Annotated in this window: 19 protein-coding genes and 5 tRNA genes; 2 read left to right on the plus strand and 22 right to left on the minus strand. The window is 50.2% G+C overall.

The window, feature by feature from the left end:
* Positions 1 to 17: 17 nt before the first annotated feature.
* The 3 genes from Q8K39_RS04595 to Q8K39_RS04605 are packed head-to-tail and all read right to left on the minus strand — an operon-like array spanning position 18 to position 3,278.
* Complete coding sequence (locus Q8K39_RS04595) at positions 18 to 875, minus strand: M48 family metallopeptidase (RefSeq protein ID WP_305258477.1); 858 nt, start codon at positions 873 to 875, stop codon at positions 18 to 20.
* Between the two features lies 1 nt (position 876).
* Positions 877 to 1,398 (minus strand): SH3 domain-containing protein, encoded by a 522-nt coding sequence (locus Q8K39_RS04600; protein ID WP_305258479.1) that lies wholly within the window; start codon positions 1,396 to 1,398, stop codon positions 877 to 879.
* On the minus strand, positions 1,395 to 3,278 hold the full coding sequence (locus tag Q8K39_RS04605) for an adenylate/guanylate cyclase domain-containing protein (protein WP_305258481.1): 1,884 nt from the start codon (positions 3,276 to 3,278) through the stop codon (positions 1,395 to 1,397). Before Q8K39_RS04605 ends, Q8K39_RS04600 begins: the two co-directional genes overlap by 4 nt.
* Positions 3,279 to 3,565: 287 nt before the next feature.
* Between Q8K39_RS04605 and Q8K39_RS04610 the strand changes: the two genes are divergently transcribed.
* Both Q8K39_RS04610 and Q8K39_RS04615 read left to right on the plus strand, forming a co-directional pair.
* Positions 3,566 to 4,294 (plus strand): hypothetical protein, encoded by a 729-nt coding sequence (locus tag Q8K39_RS04610; protein ID WP_305258482.1) that lies wholly within the window; start codon positions 3,566 to 3,568, stop codon positions 4,292 to 4,294.
* A gap of 45 nt (positions 4,295 to 4,339) precedes the next feature.
* Complete coding sequence (locus tag Q8K39_RS04615; RefSeq protein ID WP_305258483.1) at positions 4,340 to 5,443, plus strand: acyltransferase; 1,104 nt, start codon at positions 4,340 to 4,342, stop codon at positions 5,441 to 5,443.
* A 24-nt stretch (positions 5,444 to 5,467) separates the two neighbouring features.
* On the opposite strand, the gene Q8K39_RS04620 is transcribed toward Q8K39_RS04615, so the two are convergent.
* From Q8K39_RS04620 to Q8K39_RS04710, 19 genes are all read right to left on the minus strand, one after another.
* Positions 5,468 to 5,833: an agenet domain-containing protein gene (locus Q8K39_RS04620; RefSeq protein ID WP_305258484.1), complete on the minus strand. Its 366-nt coding sequence runs from the start codon at positions 5,831 to 5,833 to the stop codon at positions 5,468 to 5,470.
* A 259-nt stretch (positions 5,834 to 6,092) separates the two neighbouring features.
* Positions 6,093 to 6,326: a hypothetical protein gene (locus Q8K39_RS04625; RefSeq protein WP_186955477.1), complete on the minus strand. Its 234-nt coding sequence runs from the start codon at positions 6,324 to 6,326 to the stop codon at positions 6,093 to 6,095.
* 240 nt (positions 6,327 to 6,566) lie between these two features.
* Positions 6,567 to 6,659, minus strand: a tRNA-Leu gene (locus Q8K39_RS04630).
* 75 nt (positions 6,660 to 6,734) lie between these two features.
* Positions 6,735 to 6,808 (minus strand) — tRNA-Cys (locus tag Q8K39_RS04635).
* Between the two features lie 109 nt (positions 6,809 to 6,917).
* A tRNA-Gly gene (locus Q8K39_RS04640) sits at positions 6,918 to 6,993 on the minus strand.
* Positions 6,994 to 7,029: 36 nt separating this feature from the next.
* A tRNA-Gly gene (locus Q8K39_RS04645) sits at positions 7,030 to 7,105 on the minus strand.
* A 51-nt stretch (positions 7,106 to 7,156) separates the two neighbouring features.
* A tRNA-Gly gene (locus tag Q8K39_RS04650) sits at positions 7,157 to 7,232 on the minus strand.
* 69 nt (positions 7,233 to 7,301) lie between these two features.
* Complete coding sequence (gene pgsA, locus Q8K39_RS04655; protein ID WP_305258562.1) at positions 7,302 to 7,886, minus strand: CDP-diacylglycerol--glycerol-3-phosphate 3-phosphatidyltransferase; 585 nt, start codon at positions 7,884 to 7,886, stop codon at positions 7,302 to 7,304.
* Positions 7,887 to 7,962: 76 nt separating this feature from the next.
* Entirely contained in the window at positions 7,963 to 9,843 is a 1,881-nt protein-coding gene (gene uvrC / locus Q8K39_RS04660) for an excinuclease ABC subunit UvrC (RefSeq protein WP_305258486.1), read from the minus strand.
* Positions 9,844 to 9,876: 33 nt separating this feature from the next.
* Complete coding sequence (acpS, locus tag Q8K39_RS04665) at positions 9,877 to 10,278, minus strand: holo-ACP synthase (RefSeq protein ID WP_305258487.1); 402 nt, start codon at positions 10,276 to 10,278, stop codon at positions 9,877 to 9,879.
* A gap of 1 nt (position 10,279) precedes the next feature.
* On the minus strand, positions 10,280 to 11,050 hold the full coding sequence (gene pdxJ / locus Q8K39_RS04670) for a pyridoxine 5'-phosphate synthase (protein ID WP_305258488.1): 771 nt from the start codon (positions 11,048 to 11,050) through the stop codon (positions 10,280 to 10,282).
* A complete protein-coding gene (recO, locus tag Q8K39_RS04675; RefSeq protein ID WP_305258491.1) occupies positions 11,047 to 11,907 on the minus strand; it encodes a DNA repair protein RecO in 861 nt (286 codons plus the stop codon). Before recO ends, pdxJ begins: the two co-directional genes overlap by 4 nt.
* An 8-nt stretch (positions 11,908 to 11,915) precedes the next feature.
* Entirely contained in the window at positions 11,916 to 12,818 is a 903-nt protein-coding gene (gene era, locus Q8K39_RS04680; RefSeq protein WP_305258493.1) for a GTPase Era, read from the minus strand.
* A 7-nt stretch (positions 12,819 to 12,825) separates the two neighbouring features.
* Positions 12,826 to 13,746 (minus strand): ribonuclease III, encoded by a 921-nt coding sequence (rnc, locus tag Q8K39_RS04685; RefSeq protein WP_186955483.1) that lies wholly within the window; start codon positions 13,744 to 13,746, stop codon positions 12,826 to 12,828.
* Positions 13,747 to 13,755: 9 nt separating this feature from the next.
* Positions 13,756 to 14,163: a DUF4845 domain-containing protein gene (locus Q8K39_RS04690; RefSeq protein WP_186955484.1), complete on the minus strand. Its 408-nt coding sequence runs from the start codon at positions 14,161 to 14,163 to the stop codon at positions 13,756 to 13,758.
* A gap of 30 nt (positions 14,164 to 14,193) precedes the next feature.
* Complete coding sequence (lepB, locus tag Q8K39_RS04695; RefSeq protein ID WP_305258495.1) at positions 14,194 to 15,096, minus strand: signal peptidase I; 903 nt, start codon at positions 15,094 to 15,096, stop codon at positions 14,194 to 14,196.
* On the minus strand, positions 15,093 to 16,886 hold the full coding sequence (lepA, locus tag Q8K39_RS04700) for a translation elongation factor 4 (RefSeq protein ID WP_186955486.1): 1,794 nt from the start codon (positions 16,884 to 16,886) through the stop codon (positions 15,093 to 15,095). Before lepA ends, lepB begins: the two co-directional genes overlap by 4 nt.
* A gap of 170 nt (positions 16,887 to 17,056) precedes the next feature.
* Complete coding sequence (truA, locus tag Q8K39_RS04705; protein WP_305258496.1) at positions 17,057 to 17,872, minus strand: tRNA pseudouridine(38-40) synthase TruA; 816 nt, start codon at positions 17,870 to 17,872, stop codon at positions 17,057 to 17,059.
* Between the two features lie 72 nt (positions 17,873 to 17,944).
* Positions 17,945 to 20,797, minus strand: coding sequence for a FimV/HubP family polar landmark protein (locus tag Q8K39_RS04710; protein ID WP_305258497.1), 2,853 nt, complete (start codon positions 20,795 to 20,797; stop codon positions 17,945 to 17,947).
* Positions 20,798 to 20,912: the final 115 nt, after the last annotated feature.

Raw genomic sequence — 20,912 nt, forward strand, 5'->3', positions numbered from 1 at the left:
CACGGCAAAATATTCAATCAACGGCTAAACTCTTTAATCCTCTCATCAAAAGAACGCCCCTGAGACCCATTATTGGAATCAAACCGTGTTCGCATGACTTTATCGAGGCTATCCAATCTGTCTGCAGGTGAAGGATGCGTTTCAAACAGCAAACTGAAATTACCATCTTGCACACTTTGCGACTGCAAGGTTTGTATCACGGCGGGCAAACCATAAGGATCAAAGCCTGCACGGGCTGCGATCACGACGCCGATACGATCAGCTTCATATTCATCACTCTTGTCCAGGCCCTTTGCATACATATCTTTAAAAGCATTGGCAGCGAAGGTTTTGAGATTGGCATCCCATTTCAACTGTGATGCAGCCAGATCAGCAAACACCCCCATGCCACCAGTATTTCGCATTGCATTCAGATGATGCTTGCGCAGGACGTGGGCAATCTCGTGCGCCAGTACTCCAGCCAATTCAGATTCACTACGCATGCGTGCCAACAAACCCCTGGTCACAAAAATATTCCCTCCTGGCGTAGCAAAGGCATTGAAGCCTACATCATCAAGCACGCCAAACGTCCACGGCAAGTCCGGTCTTTCTGTTTGCAATGCCAACCAGCGGCCCAGGGTATTTACATAGCGCTGCAAAGCAGGATCATTCACCAAAGGTTTGGCGCCCAACAAACTGGCGGCAAACTCCTGGCCCAAGGCAATTTCTTTTGGCTCGTCAATTTCCTTGGTCTTATCGACTAAATTTTTTGCGCCCTCAGCAAGATTTTTCACGTTGCCAGGTAACTTGTTTAGAAAATCTCCAAACTGTGCCATCGCTGGACCGGAGAACACCATAATGATGCTGGCGATCAGTATTTTTTTCACGATGCGCATATTAATTATTCTCCCGTTTGCCAATATTGTTTTGATCGATGTACTCAACATTTGCTGCATACAAATTGGATCTTTGGGCGAACGTGCGTGCACCATCCTTGCCAACGACATTGGCGTGCATTTTTTCCAGTTCAGAATAATTCGGCGAAGCCCTGCGCAAGTCTTCCTTATCCAGGCCCTTGACACCTGTACCAACTGTCCCTGTATTCGAGGTCCGCCCTCCCGTCATCAATGAACCCAGTACATTGCCGCCAGCAGCAGGTGCAACATTACTGCCAATGGTCGCATCCAGGCGCAAAGCAGTCATCCTGACCCAGCCCGCTTGACCAGAAGAAGTTTTGACCTGGGTCCAGGCACCATTGCGCTGCATGACGTCAACTCTGGTCTGGTTTGCCAATGTGCCGATGATTGAAGCATCGGCACTGGCCTTGTCCATTAGCTCTGTGGATTTGGAAGTTGTCGCTGACTCAGCAAAAGCATTGCCTGCCAACATCACTGCTGCAATTAAAAATGGTAGTTTCATGAGTTCTTCCTCAGAGGTTCGTACAATTCAACTTCAGCAGCCCTGCCCTTGACGGCAAACAAGCCACGCAAACTAAAAGCGAGATCAGCACTACCACAGGCCAGCATGGTTTCTTTGGTCACCAGCACGCGGGCGACACCCTTGGTTAAGCCTTCTACCCGACTAGCCAGGTTGACGGCATCTCCAATGGCGGTGTAATCAAGCTTGCGTTTGGCACCAATAAAGCCTACCACAGCCGCCCCTGTGTGTACACCGATGCCAACATCAAAGTCAGACAAGTCTGAGCCTTCTGCTGCCAGTTCTTGCCTGAAGGCAAGCAGATTCTCCTGCATTTCCATAGCGGCCGCCACGGCATGGCTGGCATGCTGAGGGTCATCCACAGGCGCGCCCCAGAATGCCATGATGCAGTCACCAATAAATTTATCCAAGGTGCCGCCATGCCGCCACACCACCTCGACCTGATGTTCAAAATAGCGGTTCAGCAGTTTCACGACTTCATCAGGCGTCTTAGTTTCCGACAAACTGGTGAAGCCACGTATATCAGAGAACAGCACCGTAATCTGGCGCGTCTGGCCTGAGAGGCTTTCCACCGTTTCACCATGTTCGACAATCTTGCGAACCACTTCAGGATTCAGGAAACGGCCAAACAGCGAAACAGTGCGGTCACGAGTACGGCGCTCGCGCAAGTAGCCCGCAAGAGCTGCCAGTAAAAACCAAGTCCAGGAAAAAATTACTGGCGTCACTACCGGCAACATCCAGTGATGCTCAACCATTTGGTCAGCAAGATAGACAGCCCCCATCGTCAACACCAGCAAGGCACTGCCAGTCATACCAGGATGCCAGCGCCGCCTGAATGCCAGCACCAGGAAGGAGATCATCGTCACCCCGGCCACCATAGGCCAGACAAGCGCAACACGCCTTATGCTGCGGCCATTCTTGAGGTTATCCAAAGCCACCGCCAAAATATCGACGCCTGGATAACCAGGCTCCAGCGGTGTCAGGTGATGATCAAACAGTCCAGCCGCAGAGGAACCGATGATGATGATTTTATTGTGGAATAATTTACCCAGTTTAGCTTCATCCTCTGCCGATAAATTTGGGCGTTGTTCTGTCAGCGTTTTAAACAAGTCTGCATACGCAAAACGCTTATGCCCCTGAGCAGGCCAGAATATTTGGAAGTCAGCGCCAGGTGGCAGCTTGCCACCCAGGTCAGCCACCACCCGCGCAGGCAGCGAAGGTAAACGCCAGCCATCAATATCAGAATAAAGACCATACCGCCGCACCACACCATCTGCATCGTTCAGGCTATTCACCAATCCCAGACGCCAGGCACTGGGCTCAATTGCCAGAGGCAGTTGCATGGAGAGCCTTGTATTGGTTTTACCAGGCTGCCGGATGGCAAATGCATCGGCCAGCTCGGTCATTGCTACCGTCGCAATACTCTTGCTTTCCTGCAGCAACAACACCTGCTGATAGGCATGCGAAAAATCCCTGATCTGCCCGGATAAAAATGCATCGCTCTTGGGCGCTGCCAGATCACGCTCCTGAAAACTGATATCGAACACGACAGCCCTGGGAGAAAATCCGGCAAGTGCCTCCAGCAAGAAACCATGGATTTCACGCTTCCACACCCACAAACCGGCGATCTTCTGCATGCCCAACATACTGGCATCATCAATATCCACCACCACGATATCAGGATCCGGCTGATAAGCCGGTGCATGACGCCGCAAATAGACATCCCCAAGCCGGGACTCTGTGGTTGCCAGCAAATGCAGACCAAACAACTCAACACCCATCATTGTCACCAAGAACAAAGTCAGTGCGGTATACCACCGTAAAGTAGCACTACCGATAAATGGGAAAAATTTTTTGAGCATGTCGCAGGAGAGAAGTAAAACACGCTAACGAATGCTGACCGAGTTTACCCGGAATTTTCCGTAGCAATGGTCCGCAACAGTGACAAATAATTAAAATACAACGTTTATTGTTGATATGTATACCTCTCATCACATGGCTACACTGAAATACTGCCTGATGTCAGATAAAAAACCACAATCCTGTTTCCGTGCCAGCAGGAAAACAGTTCTGATATGATACCGCCGCCTCGTGTATTTTCTGAATGACACAGGGCCATTTCTCATTTCATGTATCGGCAAAACTCTCTATGATTGCACTTCATCGCCTCCCTCAATTTTGCCTTGCCATCCTGCTGTGCAGCTCGCCAATCTGGTCACAGGCGCAGCAAATCGCGCCTGGCGAATACCTGAGTGAGGGAGCCTATAGTAAATTGAATATTACATCTAACAGTGCAGGCAAACTCAACTTCAGCATTTACTCCGAGGGTGAAGGTTCATGCTCGATGAAAGGCGAAATCATCGCAGGCAAGGCAACACTGCGCAAAAGTGGCATGAAACAAAGCTGCGTTTTGCGCTTCACCCAAAAAAAGACTGACATCGAATTAGATGGAAGTATCGACATATGCGAACAAAATTATTGTGAACTGGCCAGCATTGCCAACCAGTATTTCAAGCCAGCAGGATGCAGCGTTCCTGAGCGTAGCCAGGCTCGCAAAGAATTCAAAGCCTTGTACGACAAAAAAGAATACTCAGCAGCCATGGCCAAACTCGACCCCGTCTTTGTCAATTGCGGCAAAATTCTTGAACCCCTGGAGATGGGCTGGGTGCGCAATGACCTGGCGTTGGTGCAAAACAAATTGCAAATGCCAGACCGTTGCCTCGCGACACTGCAACCACTCACAGAAGAAGCAGCATCACCAGACAACGCGATCATCAATAATTGCGAGAGATGCACCGATGAATTCAGTAAAAAATATTTGTCCATGATCAAGGCCACACGCACCAATTTGAAACTCTGCCAGACAAATAAAAAATAAACACCAAGACCCGACCTCCATCGACCCCAAGCATAGATGCACCTCATGCAAGCCAAAAGAATCAACGGCCTTGACACCCTGCGCGCCCTCGCCATCTTGCTGGTATTAATGTCGCATTACTGCGGCTTTGTCAGCAAACACCAAACCTTTGGCTTCGCAGGCGACATAGGCTGGGCAGGTGTGGATTTATTTTTTGTACTGAGTGGCTACTTGATAGGCAACCAGATCATGTCTGCCGCAGCAAAGGGGCAAGCATTGTCGCTAAAGAATTTTTTCGCCCGACGCCTGCTACGCACCCTACCCAATTACTATGTTGTGCTGGCCGCGTATTTTATTTTTCCGGTAGCACTGGGCGGGCGCAGCACATCATCGCTATGGCAATTCCTCACATTCACCCAAAACATAGGCCTGGAATATGGGCAAACCTTCACCCACTCCTGGTCGCTGTGCATAGAAGAACAGTTTTATCTGATACTGCCGATAGTCAGCGTCGTCCTGGTCAGACTTAAGAGCCCAATCTGGCTGGCATGGGGCCTACTCATCGCCGCAATAGGTAGCGGCATGGCATTTCGCGCAGTGGCGTATATGCACGGTCACGGTGCGTTTGATGCAGAGGTCTACTATTCCAGCTTTGGACGCTTTGACGAACTACTCCCCGGCGTCGCCATCGCCATGCTCAAGAATTTTCATGCGAGCTTATACGACAGACTCATGCGCCACGGCCAGGCCCTGCTCATCACCGGCCTGCTGGCTACAGGCAGCGTCCTGTATTGCATCAACAACGACGACTACAACAAACTGCTGATCGTCAATTCACTGGGCTTCTCACTCATCGCCATCAGCTTCGCCATCCTCACCTTTGCTGCCCTCAGCCCCAACAGCTACCTGCACCGCCTGCGCCTGCCAGGTGCCGCGCAACTGGCGCTGTGGTCGTATGCGGTCTATCTGGTGCATAAACCTGTGTTCATGCTGATAGGTGAGCAGTTAGCCAAGCGACACATCAATGCGAATGCGCCGCTGACCATTGTTCTGGTTACTGCAGCGGGGATATTTGGTGGGTGGTTGTTGTATAGAATGGTGGAGAGACCATTCATGCAAATACGGGAGAAATGGTTTCCGGGCCCAAATCAGAGGGCCCAGATAAATTGAATCATGTTAGTGGTGCTTGTAGAACTAGCGCACCTGTATGCGTGACAGGGGAACAATCTCATTGTCATCACTTGTGTAGCCGTCGTAGCCGATAAGATAGCTGGTGCCTTCTTTCTTTATCACACGGCCAGGATACCAGTCGCCCTTCCACAACACCTTGATTTTGAGTCTTTCTGGCCCCACCCACTCATCATCATCGGCGGTATAACCAACATAAGTAATCTTGCACTTATCAGGGGCAGCCTCAGTAATCGTTGCCTTGTACCAATCACCTTTCCACAGCACCTGCGTCGCTCTCCCCACCGTACATAGTTCTGCAAACGCCGAGGTTGAAAGACTCAAGGCGAGTACTGCCAGCGAAGACAGGAATGCAGATTTTTTAAAATTCATCACAAGCTCCTCAAAGTGGGTAAGTAGGTAAGGACAACGACAGACTTGTTAAAGCGATATCGCGCCAGTTATTTTAGGACCAGGAAAGCAGATATGCAAACAGAGAATCGCACAAATCAAAGCGCCAATGCCCATGCAAATAAAGCGATCGATAATCTTGAGCCCGACTATCCGCAAACATGACAGGCTAGACAGCTCTAAGAAACTGGCTTTCGCGCCACCTGAACCTGATAGCCATACGCGCTCAAAACAACAACTGCTAAACAGAGGTGGCTAAAATTGATTCAATACTATTGATGTCCAGATAAGCGTCTTGAAATGATTTTCCACTCGGATTAACAATCCGAATTTTTACAATTTTCGAAGTATCACTTATTTCCCTGACATAGCCGAAATGGGATGTTCCACTTTTCATGTGAATTGTTACCGCATTTTTTTTCTCGTCAGTCGAGGATTTAAAATTTAATGCCAGAACTTCATACATAGATTCCATTTCAGTCTCCATTTTAACTTCGGTTAAGATTCATTCGTCACATAGTGTAATGTTAATTCCATAAAAAACAATGAAATCGCAAAAGTCGATGTGGCAATCATTTTACTAACGGAAAAGATGTGAAACGTATAAACAGGAGAATTTAGGTCAAGCTAAAAGATTTCAAGAGAGCCAAGATCGAGCTAAGCCGTTGAACTCATTGGCTTAACATTCTGTTGTAGGTATTGAAAAGTAAGTATGTGGTGCCCGAGGCCGGAATCGAACCGGCACGCCCGCTATTAACGAAGCGGCGGATTTTAAGTCCGATGTGTCTACCAGTTTCACCACTCGGGCCCACTACTACAACCTGCTTAGCGAAACGCTAAGTCGGGTTCTGGAAAAAAAGCGCTCTAAAGCGCTTTTTGTATTTGGAGGCGGGGGTCGGGATCGAACCGGCGTCTACGGCTTTGCAGGCCGCTGCATAACCACTTTGCTACCCCGCCAGGGGTGCTATCTCGGCGTCTTGTCTTGAGTGATTTTATCACGCTTGATGATCGCTGAAATGCGGTGCAACTTGAACAAAAAAGGGAAGCCTTGCTTCCCTTCAGAATCTGGAGCGGGAGAAGAGTCTCGAACTCTCGACCTCAACCTTGGCAAGGTTGCGCTCTACCAACTGAGCTACTCCCGCAGATGTACTGCTGATACTTCAGGTGCTACGCCATTTTGGAGCGGGAGAAGAGTCTCGAACTCTCGACCTCAACCTTGGCAAGGTTGCGCTCTACCAACTGAGCTACTCCCGCATTTTTACAACTATATTACTTTACTGCTTTTCGCTGCCGTCCAAAAATTCTTGGAGCGGGAGAAGAGTCTCGAACTCTCGACCTCAACCTTGGCAAGGTTGCGCTCTACCAACTGAGCTACTCCCGCGTTGCGAAGACCAGAATTATATATCATCCAGCCTCTGTGTCAACTACCCAATCAAAGATCATTCCACGATTACTTCATTTTATCGGTAGTTTCCTTGATTAAGGGCCATGCCTTGCGCAGGTAATAGAACATGGACCAGACTGTGAGGATAGCTGCAATCCACAATAAAACTGAACCAATTGCCTGGGTGTCGATCCATTCAAAGAGAACATCGTTATACAAGAGCATAGGGATCGCTACCATCTGTGCGGCGGTCTTAATTTTACCGAGCGAACTCACTGCAACTGATTTAGATGCTCCTATTTGAGCCATCCACTCTCGCAATGCCGAAATAGTGATTTCTCGACCGATAATGACAAATGCAAAAACATCGTTGACACGACCCAGCTTAACCAACACCAGCAAGGCACCAGCAACCATGAGCTTATCAGCCACAGGATCAAGGAAGGCACCAAATGACGATGTCTGGTTCCATCTGCGAGCCAGAAAGCCATCAAACCAGTCAGTAATCGCTGCGACAATAAAAATTATCGTCGACGCTAGGCCTTGCTCATATCGAGTTAACCAATCAACTGGCAAGTAAAAAACACCTACGACCAGCGGTATCAGCGCGACACGTAACCAGGTCAGCAGGATAGGAAAATTGAAAGGCATGTTGTTGTGGTTTTTATTCGGTTTATGCATCAGGCTCGCTGACTACAATGCCAGCGCCTGACGCAATTATATTTCCCTATCGCAGCCGCTTGTAAATTTCTTCTGCCAATTGGCGAGAAATGCCTTCTACGCTGGCCAAATCGGCGACACTGGCATCGCCGACGCCTTTTAAACCACCAAAACGCACCAGCAGACGCTGGCGGCGCTTGGGGCCTATTCCTTCTATTTCTTCCAGTTGCGAGGCCTGTCTGGCCTTGTCGCGCTTGGCACGCATGCCTGTGATGGCAAAACGGTGAGCTTCATCGCGGATGTGGGCGATCAACATGAGGGCGGCAGATTCCTTGCCCAACTCCTTCGCTGCGCGGCCATCGACGAATACCAGAGTTTCGAGGCCGACCTTGCGGCCCTCGCCTTTGGCGACGCCGACGATGAGGCTGATATCGAGACCAAGTTCGACAAAGACTTGCCTGGCTATCTCGACCTGACCTTTGCCACCGTCGATCAGGACGATGTCTGGCATGCGGCGCTCATTGGTCTCATCGCCGCCTGTGTCGCCACTGGCGACTTTTTCATAGCGGCGAAACAGTACCTGGCGCATGGCGGCATAATCATCGCCGCCGGTAATATCCTTGATATTGAAACGGCGGTATTCACTGTTTTGCATGGCGTGGTGATGGAACACGACGCAGGATGCCTGAGTGGCTTCGCCTTGGGTGTGGCTGATGTCAAAACATTCGACGCGCAATTCTTCGAGGTTTTCTATATCCAGTTCCAACACGCTTGCCAGGGCGCGGGTGCGTGCCTGTTGCGAGCCTTGCTCTGACAACATGCGGGCCAGTGCCAGCCTCGCGCCCTTGACAGCCATATCCAGCCAGGCGCGGCGCTGTTCCTGCGGCTGGAAGGACAAATGGATGCGGTGGCCACATTGCTCGGCCAGAGCCAGCATGAGATCAGGTGCATCGAGTTCCACATTCATGACCAGTGTGGAAGGGATGAACTGGTCAACATAGTGCTGCGCCAAAAAGGCGGAGATAACTTCTACTTCGATTTCATTTTCTGCGACGCTGAGGGCATCATCGACATGGGTAGGAAAGTAAGCCCGGTCACCCAGATGCCGCCCACCCCTGACCATGGCCAGGTTGACGCAGGCACGACCGCCCTCCACTACCACCGCAAGGATGTCGATATCGACATCGCCTGCGGTTTCCATGCTTTGCTGATGCAAGACTTTGGACAGGGCCTGCATTTGATTGCGCACGGCTGCTGCCTGTTCGAATTTCAGTTCCATAGAAAAATCCAGCATCTTTTTTTCCAAGGTCTGCATGACTTCAAGCTGGCGGCCACGTAAAAAGTCGGCGGCATTATTAACATCTTGCTGGTAGTCTTCATGCGCAATGATATTGACGCAAGGCGCGCTGCAGCGGCTGATCTGGTGCAGCAGGCATGGGCGGGTACGGTTGGCAAATACGCTGTCTTCGCAACTGCGCAGCAAAAAGACTTTCTGCAAAATTTGCATCGATTCCTTGACTGCCCAGCCTGATGGAAATGGCCCGAAGTACTGATGTTTTTTATCGATCGCACCACGGTAGTACATCATGCGTGGCGTTTTCTCTGTAGTGATTTTCAGGTAAGGATAAGACTTATCATCACGGAACAGGATGTTATAGCGTGGCTTTAATGCCTTGATGAGGTTGTTTTCAAGGATCAGTGCTTCGGCTTCACTACGGGTGACTGTGGTTTCGAGCTTGGCGATTTTCTCTACCATCATCGCGATGCGCGGACTGGACAGGTTTTTGAGAAAATAACTGGAGACACGTTTTTTCAAATCACGCGCCTTGCCCACATACAGCACCTGGTCATTGCTATCAAAATAGCGATACACGCCCGGCAGGTTGGGTAATTTGGCAACCAGATCGAGCACTTGCTGGCGTGCTTCTGAAATATTTGGTTCAGTCATGTTGCAATCAATCTGCAGCGCTTGTGGAAGTCGCTACTTTAGCAGGGATTGCTCAATGATCACAAAAGCGATGGCGTAATCAGTTTCATCGCTGACTGACATACGTGCGTGTAAACTGCGCTCTTGCATCCATTGCAGCATATTACCGTTAGCTTGCACGACGGGCTGACCCTGGTCGTTATTCAGTGTTTGCACAGCATGCCAGTTCATGGGGTCACGCATACCCATTCCTACAGCTTTGGAAAAAGCTTCTTTTGCGGCAAAGCGGGTGGCCAAATAGCGCAGACCGCGCGCTTCGACCAGAGCTTTGCGTTGACGGAAGATGGCTAATTCTTCTGGCCCCAGAATTTTTTCAGCAAAGCGTTCACCGTTACGCGCCAGGGCTTCTTGCATGCGCGAGATTTGTACGATGTCGGTGCCTATGCCGTAGATCATGTCAGGCCGCCCTATGCAAACTCGCCAGGCGGGCTTTGACCATCAAAGCTTTCATATCGCTAATAGCTTTTGCCCAGCCTACAAACAAGGCCTGGGCGACGATGGCATGACCTATATTCAATTCAGATATTTCCGGGATGGCGGCAATGGCGGCGGTATTGTTCAAATGCAGGCCGTGTCCCGCATTCACTTTCAAACCATGGCGTATGCCTGCGATGGCGGCTTGCGCTACGCGTGCCAGTTCTTGTGCCTGCAATTGTGAATCAAACGCGTCAGCATAGCGGCCAGTGTGGATTTCTATGACGCTTGCGCCTGCCTCAGAACTGGCCTGTATCTGCTGTTCATCTGCATCGATGAATAATGACACACGTATGCCTGCCGCCTGCAATTGCCTGACTGCGGCCTGTACTTTGGCAAAGTCACGGGCGACATCAAGGCCGCCTTCTGTCGTGACTTCTTCACGGCGCTCTGGCACCAGGCAAACATCTTGCGGCAGGATGCGGCAAGCAAGATCAAGCATTTCATTATTGACTGCGGTTTCCAGGTTCATGCGCGTAAGCAGTTGCGGCCGCAGTTGCTCTACATCTGCATCGCGGATGTGGCGGCGGTCTTCACGCAGATGCAGGGTAATGCAATCTGCACCCGCCTCTTCTGCCAGCAAGGCGGCTTGCAAAGGGTCTGGATAGGTCGTGCCGCGCGCATTGCGCAGGGTGGCGACGTGGTCAATATTCACGCCCAGTTCTATCAACTGGCTTTGTTGATGGATATTCATAGATTTTGCAAATCGATCAGTATTTGCCGGGTATTTAACGCTGCGCCGTGCAAATGATGGGCAAGCAAAAAGCGCATCAGCAGCTTGCTTTGCAGTTGCGTACTTTGCTCAGTATAGTCGCCGCGTTGCATGGCCAGCAAAGTCTTGCCGCTGACTCTGGGCACGCTATCGGCTGGCATGGCTGGCCTGGGGCCGCGCTCCGGGTCCAGCACATAGAATTGCTCTGTCTGCACGCGTTCGCGCTGTTGCGTGCAGCGGGTCAGGTCACCCAGCAGGCCGGATTCGCGCAGTAGTGCGAACTCAAAGCGACGCAGGACGATGGTGGCTGGCTCATCATGGGCAAGCTGGTTCAACGTGGAGACATACAGGTCAAACAAATCCGGGTGCGCTTCATCGCGCATGAGGAACTTGACCAGCAATTCATTGAGGTAAAAGCCGCATAGCAAGGCAGATTTTTCTAGCGGCAGCATGCCGCCTACCCAATCTGCCGTCGTTAGCGTTCGGATTTCACCTTTGCCTGTCCACCCCAATTGCAATGGCTGGAAAGTTTGCAAGACACTGCGCAATTGCGAATGCGGGCGCTTTGCACCCTTGGCCACCAGGGCGATGCGACCATGGTCACGCGTTAGTACATCGATGATGAGACTGGTTTCTTTATAGGGCCAGGAATGCAGGACAAAGCCTGGCTGCTCCAGTATGCGCAAGTCTTTGGCAGGGGATTTGCTGGCAACACGCGGCGCGGCTTTGGGTGCCCGTGTGCGGACTGCAGTTTTCTTGGCAGCAGCTGGTGCTGCCGGTACAGCAGCCGCATCTTCAACGGCGCTGTCCTCATGCACGGCGACTGCCTGCTCATCCATGGATGGTTTTACTCGTAACCGTAAGCACGCAAACCGGCTTCATTGTCTGCCCAGCCAGATTTAACCTTGATCCAGATTTCCAGATACACAGGGCCACCAAACAGCTTTTCCATATCTTGGCGTGACTGGGTCGAGATGTCTTTCAAGCGAGCGCCCTTGTTGCCGATGACCATGGATTTGTGGCCATCCCGATCCACAAGGATGGCGACGAACACACGGCGCAAATTGCCTTCCTGCTCAAATTTTTCTATCAGCACGGTACTGGTGTAAGGCAGTTCATCACCAACAAAGCGGAACAGCTTTTCGCGCACGATTTCCGCTGCCAGAAATTTCTCGCTGCGGTCAGTGATATCGTCTTCGCCAAACATGGGCGGGTTCAGCGGCAAGTATTTGCGGATTTCACCTTCCAGGTTTTCAAGCTGGAAGCGCAAGGTTGCGGATACTGGCACGATCGCAGCAAAAGGATGGAGTACTGCCACTTTCTGAGCAAACGGCATCATCACAGCTTTGTCTTTAACGCGGTCTGATTTATTGATGACGAGGATACAAGGTACGTCCTTAGGCAGCAAATTAATCACTTGCTGATCAGCCGGACCAAAGGTACCTGCTTCTATGATGTACAAAATCACGTCTGCCGCTGTCAGCGTCGTGGTGACAGTACGGTTCAGCGTGCGGTTCAGTGCATTTGAATGACGGGTCTGGAAGCCCGGTGTATCAATGTACACGAACTGGGTATTGTCTTTCGTTTGTATGCCGGTAATGCGATGGCGCGTAGTTTGTGCCTTGCGTGAGGTAATGCTGACCTTGGCGCCTATCAGGGCGTTCATCAGGGTCGATTTGCCAACGTTAGGTCGCCCGACGATGGCGATGTAACCACAGCGGAAATCAGGATTGTCTATTAATTCAGTCATGCGGTGGTCAGGCAGTCTTAGGGTGAGTCTCAGGGTGAATATCATGGTTCAGCAGTTCGTCTGCTGCAGCCGTGCCGGTAATTCCTTGTACCACTTTTGGCTTGTCAGCCTTGGGTATATCTACATCCAGCAAACTTTTTTGCTTGGCTGATTGCGGTTTGGCTTCTGACACTGCTTCGCCTTGTACTGTCGCAATGCCAGCCAGCTTTAATTGTGAAGCGCGTGGCTTGGCTTTCTTGGCTGCAGGCGAACGTACCAGCATGGCCAGGGCAGTTTCCAGCGCAAGCTTGGCTGCAGCCTGCTCGCCGGCACGGCGGCTACCACCTGTACCAAAAACTTGTATTTCTAATTTTGGCACCAGGCATTCAATTTCAAACTCCTGATTATGTGCCGCACCATGGGTTGCCACCACATTATATTGTGGCAAGGCAATTTTTTTACTTTGCAAAAACTCTTGCAGCAATGTTTTGGCATCCTTGCCCAAGGTAGTTGGATCAACACTTGCCAACACCGGCGCATACAGGGAACGGATGACTTCACGCGCGGCATCAAAGCCCGCATCAAGGAAAATCGCGCCGAACAAGGCTTCCAGCGTGTCTGCCAAAATCGACGGGCGTCGGAATCCGCCGGATTTCAGCTCCCCCTCTCCCAGGCGCAAGAACTGCGACAATTCAATTCTCTGTGCAATTTCATATAACGACTGTTGTTTGACCAGGTTGGCACGTACGCGCGACAAATCACCTTCATCAATATTGGCAAAACTATCGAACAACAGGGATGCGACGACACAATTCAGAACTGAGTCGCCAAGAAATTCCAGACGTTCATTATGCAAAACACTATGACTACGATGTGTCAAAGCCTGCTGCAACAAAGCGGGGTTGCTAAACTGGTGCCCCAGCCTTTTCTGCAATAGTTGTTGATTCATACGCGTAACTTAATCTGCCTTGACAGGTTTGGTAACGACAATACCATTCTTGGCAGTCGTACCTGAATATTCCATCAAGATGCTAGCAGGACCAACCAGAGGTATTTTCTTGGCGTAAGAAAAATGCAGATCAAAACCGCCATCTGTATTCCTGGTAATAATCAGGTCCTTGCCTGAAACAGCATCGAAATAGCCGACCTCTTTTTGCCTGTCGAAAGCAACTTGTATTTCTCTGGGCGTAGAACCAGAATTTTTGGTGCTATTGATGGCCTTCGAAATAGAGTTATATTCGATCATGGTAGGTACAACTTTCATTGCAACCATGGCGACTACGATCACCACAGCCATAGCCATGAGCAAACCGATTAAAGTAATGCCTTTTTGTTTTTGCGCAGAAAAATGTTGATTTTTAGACATAAATATTCAATTCCTGATTAAGATTGAAGTTTAATGAAAACTACCAATACGTTCGATGTCACCAAAATTCATCCAGATGAAAAATGCTTTACCGACAATATTTTCATCTGGTACAAATCCCCAGAATCGGCTGTCCTGACTATTATCCCTGTTATCGCCCATCATGAAATAACGTCCCGCTGGTACGGTACAGCTAAAACCATCGATTTCATATGCACATAACTCTTTACCCTTGAAATCATATGGCTCGACAAAGGCAGGTCTTTGCTCATTGATCAGGATACTGTGGCTAAGGCCTGTCAGGTCTTCCTTGTAATGCTTGAGGTAATCCAGATTATCACGGAAATCAGGCATGCTTGTGTATGAAACATCTTTACCATTTACAGATAAACGCTTGTTTTTATACACGATTTTATCACCAGGCACACCGATCACACGTTTAATATAGTCTACAGATGGATCCACAGGGTATTTAAATACCATGACATCACCTCTGCGTGGATCATTGATGGAAATAATCTTTTTATTAATCACCGGCAGGCGTATACCGTAAGTGAATTTATTGACCAATATCAAATCACCAATAAACAAAGTTGGCAACATTGAGCCGGATGGAATTTTAAAAGGTTCGAACAAAAAGGAACGCAAGAAAAATACCAGTGCAATCACTGGAAAGAAACTGCCGGAATATTCTACCCAGACAGGTTGCTTGAGCAAGTTAGCTTCCAGTTCATGGCGGGTATTTTCCTCCAGTCGTATACCTTCTGCTGTCAACTTGGACCGGCGGGCATCGTATTCAGCCAAAGCCTTGTCGGCATTTTGACGACGTTGTTTGGCAAATATAAAGGTATCCAGAAACCAGATCACACCTGTCACTATAGTCAAAACAAACAGGATCAGGGCAAAGTTGCCTAAGATTGATTGCAAACTCATTTTTCATCCACTTGTAAAATCGCCAAAAACGCTTCTTGCGGGATCTCCACTGAACCCACCTGCTTCATGCGCTTCTTACCTGCTTTTTGTTTTTCCAGCAATTTGCGCTTACGGCTGATATCGCCACCATAACATTTCGCCAACACATTTTTGCGCAAGGCTTTGACATTTTCACGCGAGATGATGTTGGAACCAATTGCAGCCTGAATTGCCACGTCAAACATCTGGCGTGGGATCAATTCGCGCATTTTTGCGGCGACGGCACGGCCACGGAAATGGCTGTTTGCCCTGTGCACGATAATTGCCAGTGCATCGACCTTTTCGCTATTGATCAACATGTCCACCTTGACCACATCTGCAGCGCGGTTTTCCTTGAACTCATAGTCCATGGAAGCATAGCCACGAGAAGTGGATTTCAGGCGATCAAAGAAATCCAAGACAATTTCAGCCATTGGCATTTCATAAGTCAATTTGACCTGCCGGCCGTGATAATTCATATCCAGCTGCACACCGCGTTTTTGCGTACACAAGGTAATCACCGAACCCACATACTCTTGCGGCATGTAGAGATTGACGGTGACAATAGGTTCGCGAATTTCTTCTATCTTGGATGGTTCTGGCATCTTGGACGGATTATCCACCATCAGGATGCTGCCATCAGCCATCAGTACCTCATACACCACCGTTGGTGCTGTGGTGATGAGGTCCATGTCGAATTCACGTTCCAGACGTTCCTGGACGATTTCCATGTGCAGCAGACCAAGGAAGCCGCAGCGGAAGCCAAAACCCAGCGCCTGTGACACTTCAGGTTCATACATCAGCGCAGCGTCATTGAGCTTGAGTTTTTCCAGGGAATCGCGCAGGGCATCGTATTGATTGGCTTCAACCGGGAACAAACCGGCAAACACTTGCGGCTGCACCTCTTTAAAACCGGGCAAAGGCTCGGCAGCAGGTTTGTTGGCAACAGTGATCGTGTCGCCAACTTTGGCTGACTTCAATTCTTTAATGCCGGCAATCACAAAGCCGACCTGCCCAGCCGACAATTCTGTACGGCTCAGTGACTTGGGCGTAAACACGCCCACACTTTCAACCAGATGCTGGGCTTCGGTTGCCATGAACAAGATCTTGTCTTTAGGACGCAGCGTACCGTTCTTGATACGCACCAGCATGACAACGCCTACATAATTATCAAACCATGAGTCGACGATCAGTGCTTGCAAAGGTGCAGTTGGATCGCCTTGCGGAGGTGGTACTTTAACGATCAGCGATTCGAGTACATCTTCAACACCCAGACCGGTTTTTGCTGAGCAGTGCACAGCATCGGACGCATCTATGCCGATGACTTCTTCGATTTCCTGGCAGGCATTATCGGGATCGGCAGATGGCAAGTCAATCTTGTTCAGGACGGGGACTACCTCGACACCGAGTTCAATAGCGGTATAGCAGTTTGCTACTGTCTGAGCTTCCACACCCTGGGATGCATCAACGACCAGCAAGGCGCCTTCGCAGGCGGACAGAGACCGGCTGACTTCATAGCTGAAATCGACGTGACCCGGTGTATCGATGAGGTTCAGGTTATAAATCTGACCATCGCGTGCCTTGTAATGCAGGGCCGCTGTCTGGGCCTTGATAGTGATACCACGTTCACGCTCAATATCCATGGAATCAAGCACTTGCGCTTCCATCTCGCGGTCTGAGAGGCCGCCACAAAGCTGGATAATACGATCTGCCAGTGTGGATTTGCCATGGTCAATATGGGCAATAATCGAAAAATTGCGGATGTTATTCATTGAAATTACGAAAGAAACAAAGGTGAAGCGAATACCAGCTATAAAAAAAGCGCTCTGAGCTGGGCAAGCTTCCCCAGGCGAGCGCCTTCAGTTTGGGTTTTGCAAAACGCCATTTTACCGGATTTCACCCCGGAAAGCCGATAAATCGTCGAGTTGATGTCAGTTGAGCACTACAAAAAAGACAAGAAAGCCAGAGTTTCCACCAAATCTCTTTGTGGCAAGCCCCATTTGTCTTCATAGTCGATTCTGGCCAGGTATAAGCCGTCAGGCATGAATGTAGGCGCGGCGATTTCGCGGTTCATGCTAGCCAGCACTTCACCCATCCATTCAGGCTCCCTCTTACCTGTACCAACAAAGATCAGCGAACCAACGATATTTCTGACCATGTGATGCAGGAAGGCACTGGCACGCAAGGTAAAGATAATCATCTCGCCCTGGCGCCGTACCTGTATGTCGTACATATGCTTGACCGGGGTCTTAGCCTGACAACCTGAGGCACGAAAGGCAGAAAAGTCATGTTCGCCCAATAGATGCGTAGCAGCAGCGCGCATGCGCTCCACATCCAGCGCACGAAAGGTCCACCCTGCACGTCCGCTCCACATCGGTGACCGAATGGCGGCATTATGCAAAATATAATGGTAGGTGCGCGCCCTGGCACTAAAGCGTGCATGAAAGTTGTCTTCGGACTCAGTATCTAAAGGTAGTTCTTTTACCCACTGGACTGCTACAGAGGCAGGCAAAAAAGCGTTGACTCCATTTACCCATGAGTAGGGCTCACGTAACAGATCACAATCAAAATGCACGACTTGCTCTATGCCATGGACACCGGCATCAGTACGGCCTGCACAGGTTGTCTTGATTTCTGCCTTGGTAAACTGCTGCAACGCCCGCTCCAGCGCATCTTGCACAGTATTACCTGAGGGCTGTGTCTGCCAGCCTTGCCAAGAACCACCATCGTACTGCACACCTAAAACTAATCGTTTCACTGCAACTCCATATCCCAAAAAACAAAACGGGCGCCAGCATGTGCCGCGCCCGTCATGACTACCTCAAGAAACTCAAGCCATTTGCGCCATCATGGACTTGGCTCTTTCTACTTGCTCAGTCGTGCCGCCCTTGAGGACTTCGTCAAGCAATTCACGGGCACCTTCCTTGTCGCCAATTTCATGATAAGCAACGGCCAAGTCCAGCTTGGTCGCCATTTCTGCATTCTGCGCTGGCGCTTCTGCCTCAACAACAGGAGCAGCGGCAGGTTCCAGATCAAGATCTATGCCGGACAGATCAAACTCAAAAGCTGAAACCGCGTCTACCTCTGCTTTGCCTGCCGTCAATTCTGGTAACGGTGTTTCTGCAGCCTCATCTGCGAGGGATGCAGCTAACAGATTTTCATCGATTTTTTCATCTGCAAGGAACTTGTCCAGAGACAAAGGGTCGGCGGCAGAATTATCCTCCGCAAAATCAATATGTCCGAGATCAAGCTCAAACTTGTCAGCTTCTGGCTGCGGCGCTATCGCTGGTGCAGGTTCTCCAATCATAGGGATGGGAGCTGGCTCAGGATCTTTAGTGCCAAAATCAAAATCTATCGTGCCAAAATCGACTTCTGGCGCAGCCACTGGCACTTCAACAGGCGCAGCGCGAGCGACAGGCTCAGGAATTTTTGGCACTTCTGGCTCAGACATGCCGGAAATATCCAGATCAAAATCCAGCGCATGCTCATCCATTGCTGGTTCTTCAGCCTTGGATTTAGCTGCACCATTACGCTCTGCTGTGTCAATAATACTGATTGCTTCGAGCATATCCTGAGACAGGGAGTTGGCCAGCAATGCTTCCGGATCCAGATCTTCCAGTGGCTGAGTACCAGAACCCAAGCCTGAAGCTGCTGCCATCTCTGCCTTGGCCTTACCGCCTGCATAGAGCGGGTTGCCTGGTTCCAGCACGATACCCATAGAAGCAGCCTGAGCCCAGTCATCCCCCTCACCACTAGTCATGCCATACAACTCACTGGCCAGACGCTCAAAGGTTTTGGCATCTTTACGGCCAAAATAAATTTCCAGCAATTTCACCCTGACCGCATGACGGTCTGGCTGGGTACGCAGAGCTTCTTTCAGAATTTCTTCGGCCTGAGAATCGCGACCATAGGCGATATACACATCGGCTTCTGCCACCGGATCGACTTCATTGGCGTCAAGTTGACTTGCTGAAGGGGCGAAGTTGGAATTGAAGACGCTATTATTCGTATCCACACTTTGCCCACCAGTAGAGCCAAACATGGAGTTTGCCTTCATGCTGGAACCAGTCAGGATACTATCTTCAAACTGTTGCATTTTTTTCTTGCGCTGGCTAGTCCAGATACCCAGACCACCCAAGATGGCCAGCAAGCCTATACCGCCAGGCAGGAGATAATCGGAAATGCTATCAAAGAAACTCGGCTCTGGCGGCGGTGGCGGCGGTGCAACCGTTTTACGTTTCACCGGTGGCTTAGGTGCTTCAGTAGCTACGGCAGAAGCAGCAGATGCTGTTGCTGGCATGCTGGCGGGCGCACTCACTTGCGCAGACGCAGCGACTGAAGCAGTGGCCGATGTCGCCACGGATGCGGGAGCCGGGGCCACAGCCACGCTGGCAGCAGCAGGTGCTGTCACTGATGCAGGAGCAGCGACTGCAGGCAGACTTGCAGCAATCGGCGCACTGGCTTTCGCATCTGTACGTGGCTTGGTCAACTCTGCTTGCTTGGCTGCCAATTCTTTGTTTTTGATTTCTATCTTCTGCGCTTCCAGCAGATTTTTCAAATCGCTGACATTTTTTTCCAGCTCTTTGACGCGCGCATTAGCTTCTTGCGCAGCACGTTCTTTCGCCAGCTTATCTTCATCCCCCGCCCCTTTGCCAGCAGTACGTGCAGATGCCGGGCCAACTTTGGACAACTTCAGTTTATCAGGAGAGTCGGTTGTCGCATTTGGTACTTCCTGGACCTTGGCCGAGATTTTGCCACCACCGCTTTGCTTGGTCGCTGGCGCTTTCTCTGCTGGCGCTTCTGCTACCTGGCCCGCCAATTTATTACGGTAAGCGTTAAAGTCTGCAGCATGCGCCACGACCACAGAATGTGCTTCATTGCTGCTGCCGGTGTTAGCACGCGCAGAATCAGCATCAGGAATAGTCAAAATCTGCCCTGATTTCAGGCGATTCATGTTGTTGCCGGCAAAGGCTTGCGGATTGGCACGATAAAGACTAACCAGCATCTGGTCCAGTGACACGCCTTCTGCACGGTAACCGCCAGCAATCTTGCTTAATGTATCACCTGCTTTGACCTGATACTCGCCAGCAGAAGTAAAGTCTTTGCTGGCCTCAGCGTTTTTTGTAGCGGACTTGCTTCCTGCACTGGTTTCCGGCGTGGTAGGCCGGTTATTTTTTGCAGAACTCGGAATGGTAAAATTTTGTGGCTTTCCAGCAACAAGTGTAGGGTTACTGACTTGCGCAGATTGACTATTTCGCAATTCGGCGGGGTCCAGCAAGAAGGTGTATTCTCTTACCAGCTTGCCGTTGGATGAGTTCATCTCCACCAACATATCGACGAACGGTTCGTTCATCGGCTGGGCAGAACTGATGCGTATCACATAATTGGCACCACGCTGCTCGATGGCAAAACGCAGGGACAATAGCGCGGCATTAAAGTCTATGTTGGCTTGTTTAAAAGCTTCCTGAGATGCCAGTTTGGGCACCAGAGAATCAACTTCATCCTTAGCAGGAGAAGTCAGCTCTATCTCGGCACGAAGCGGTTGCCCCAGAGCGGACAACACGGTCAATTTACCGAGACCGGTAGCATGCGCGCTAGACAGCGCAAACAAGGACGACGCTACAGCAACACTTAACGCCTTGCGTCCCAGGGTAATCACAGACGATTTTTTTTGATTATGCATTTTGTCAGACATATTGGGAATTTTGGGCGAACAAAGTCCGCTGGGTGACGCTTTACACATTGCCTAGCGACGCGTCCTAATGTTTCACATTAACATTACAAACAATGCCACGCAA

This window comes from Undibacterium sp. (assembly GCF_030683615.1).
Taxonomy (GTDB): Bacteria; Pseudomonadota; Gammaproteobacteria; order Burkholderiales; family Burkholderiaceae_D; genus Undibacterium; species Undibacterium umbellatum.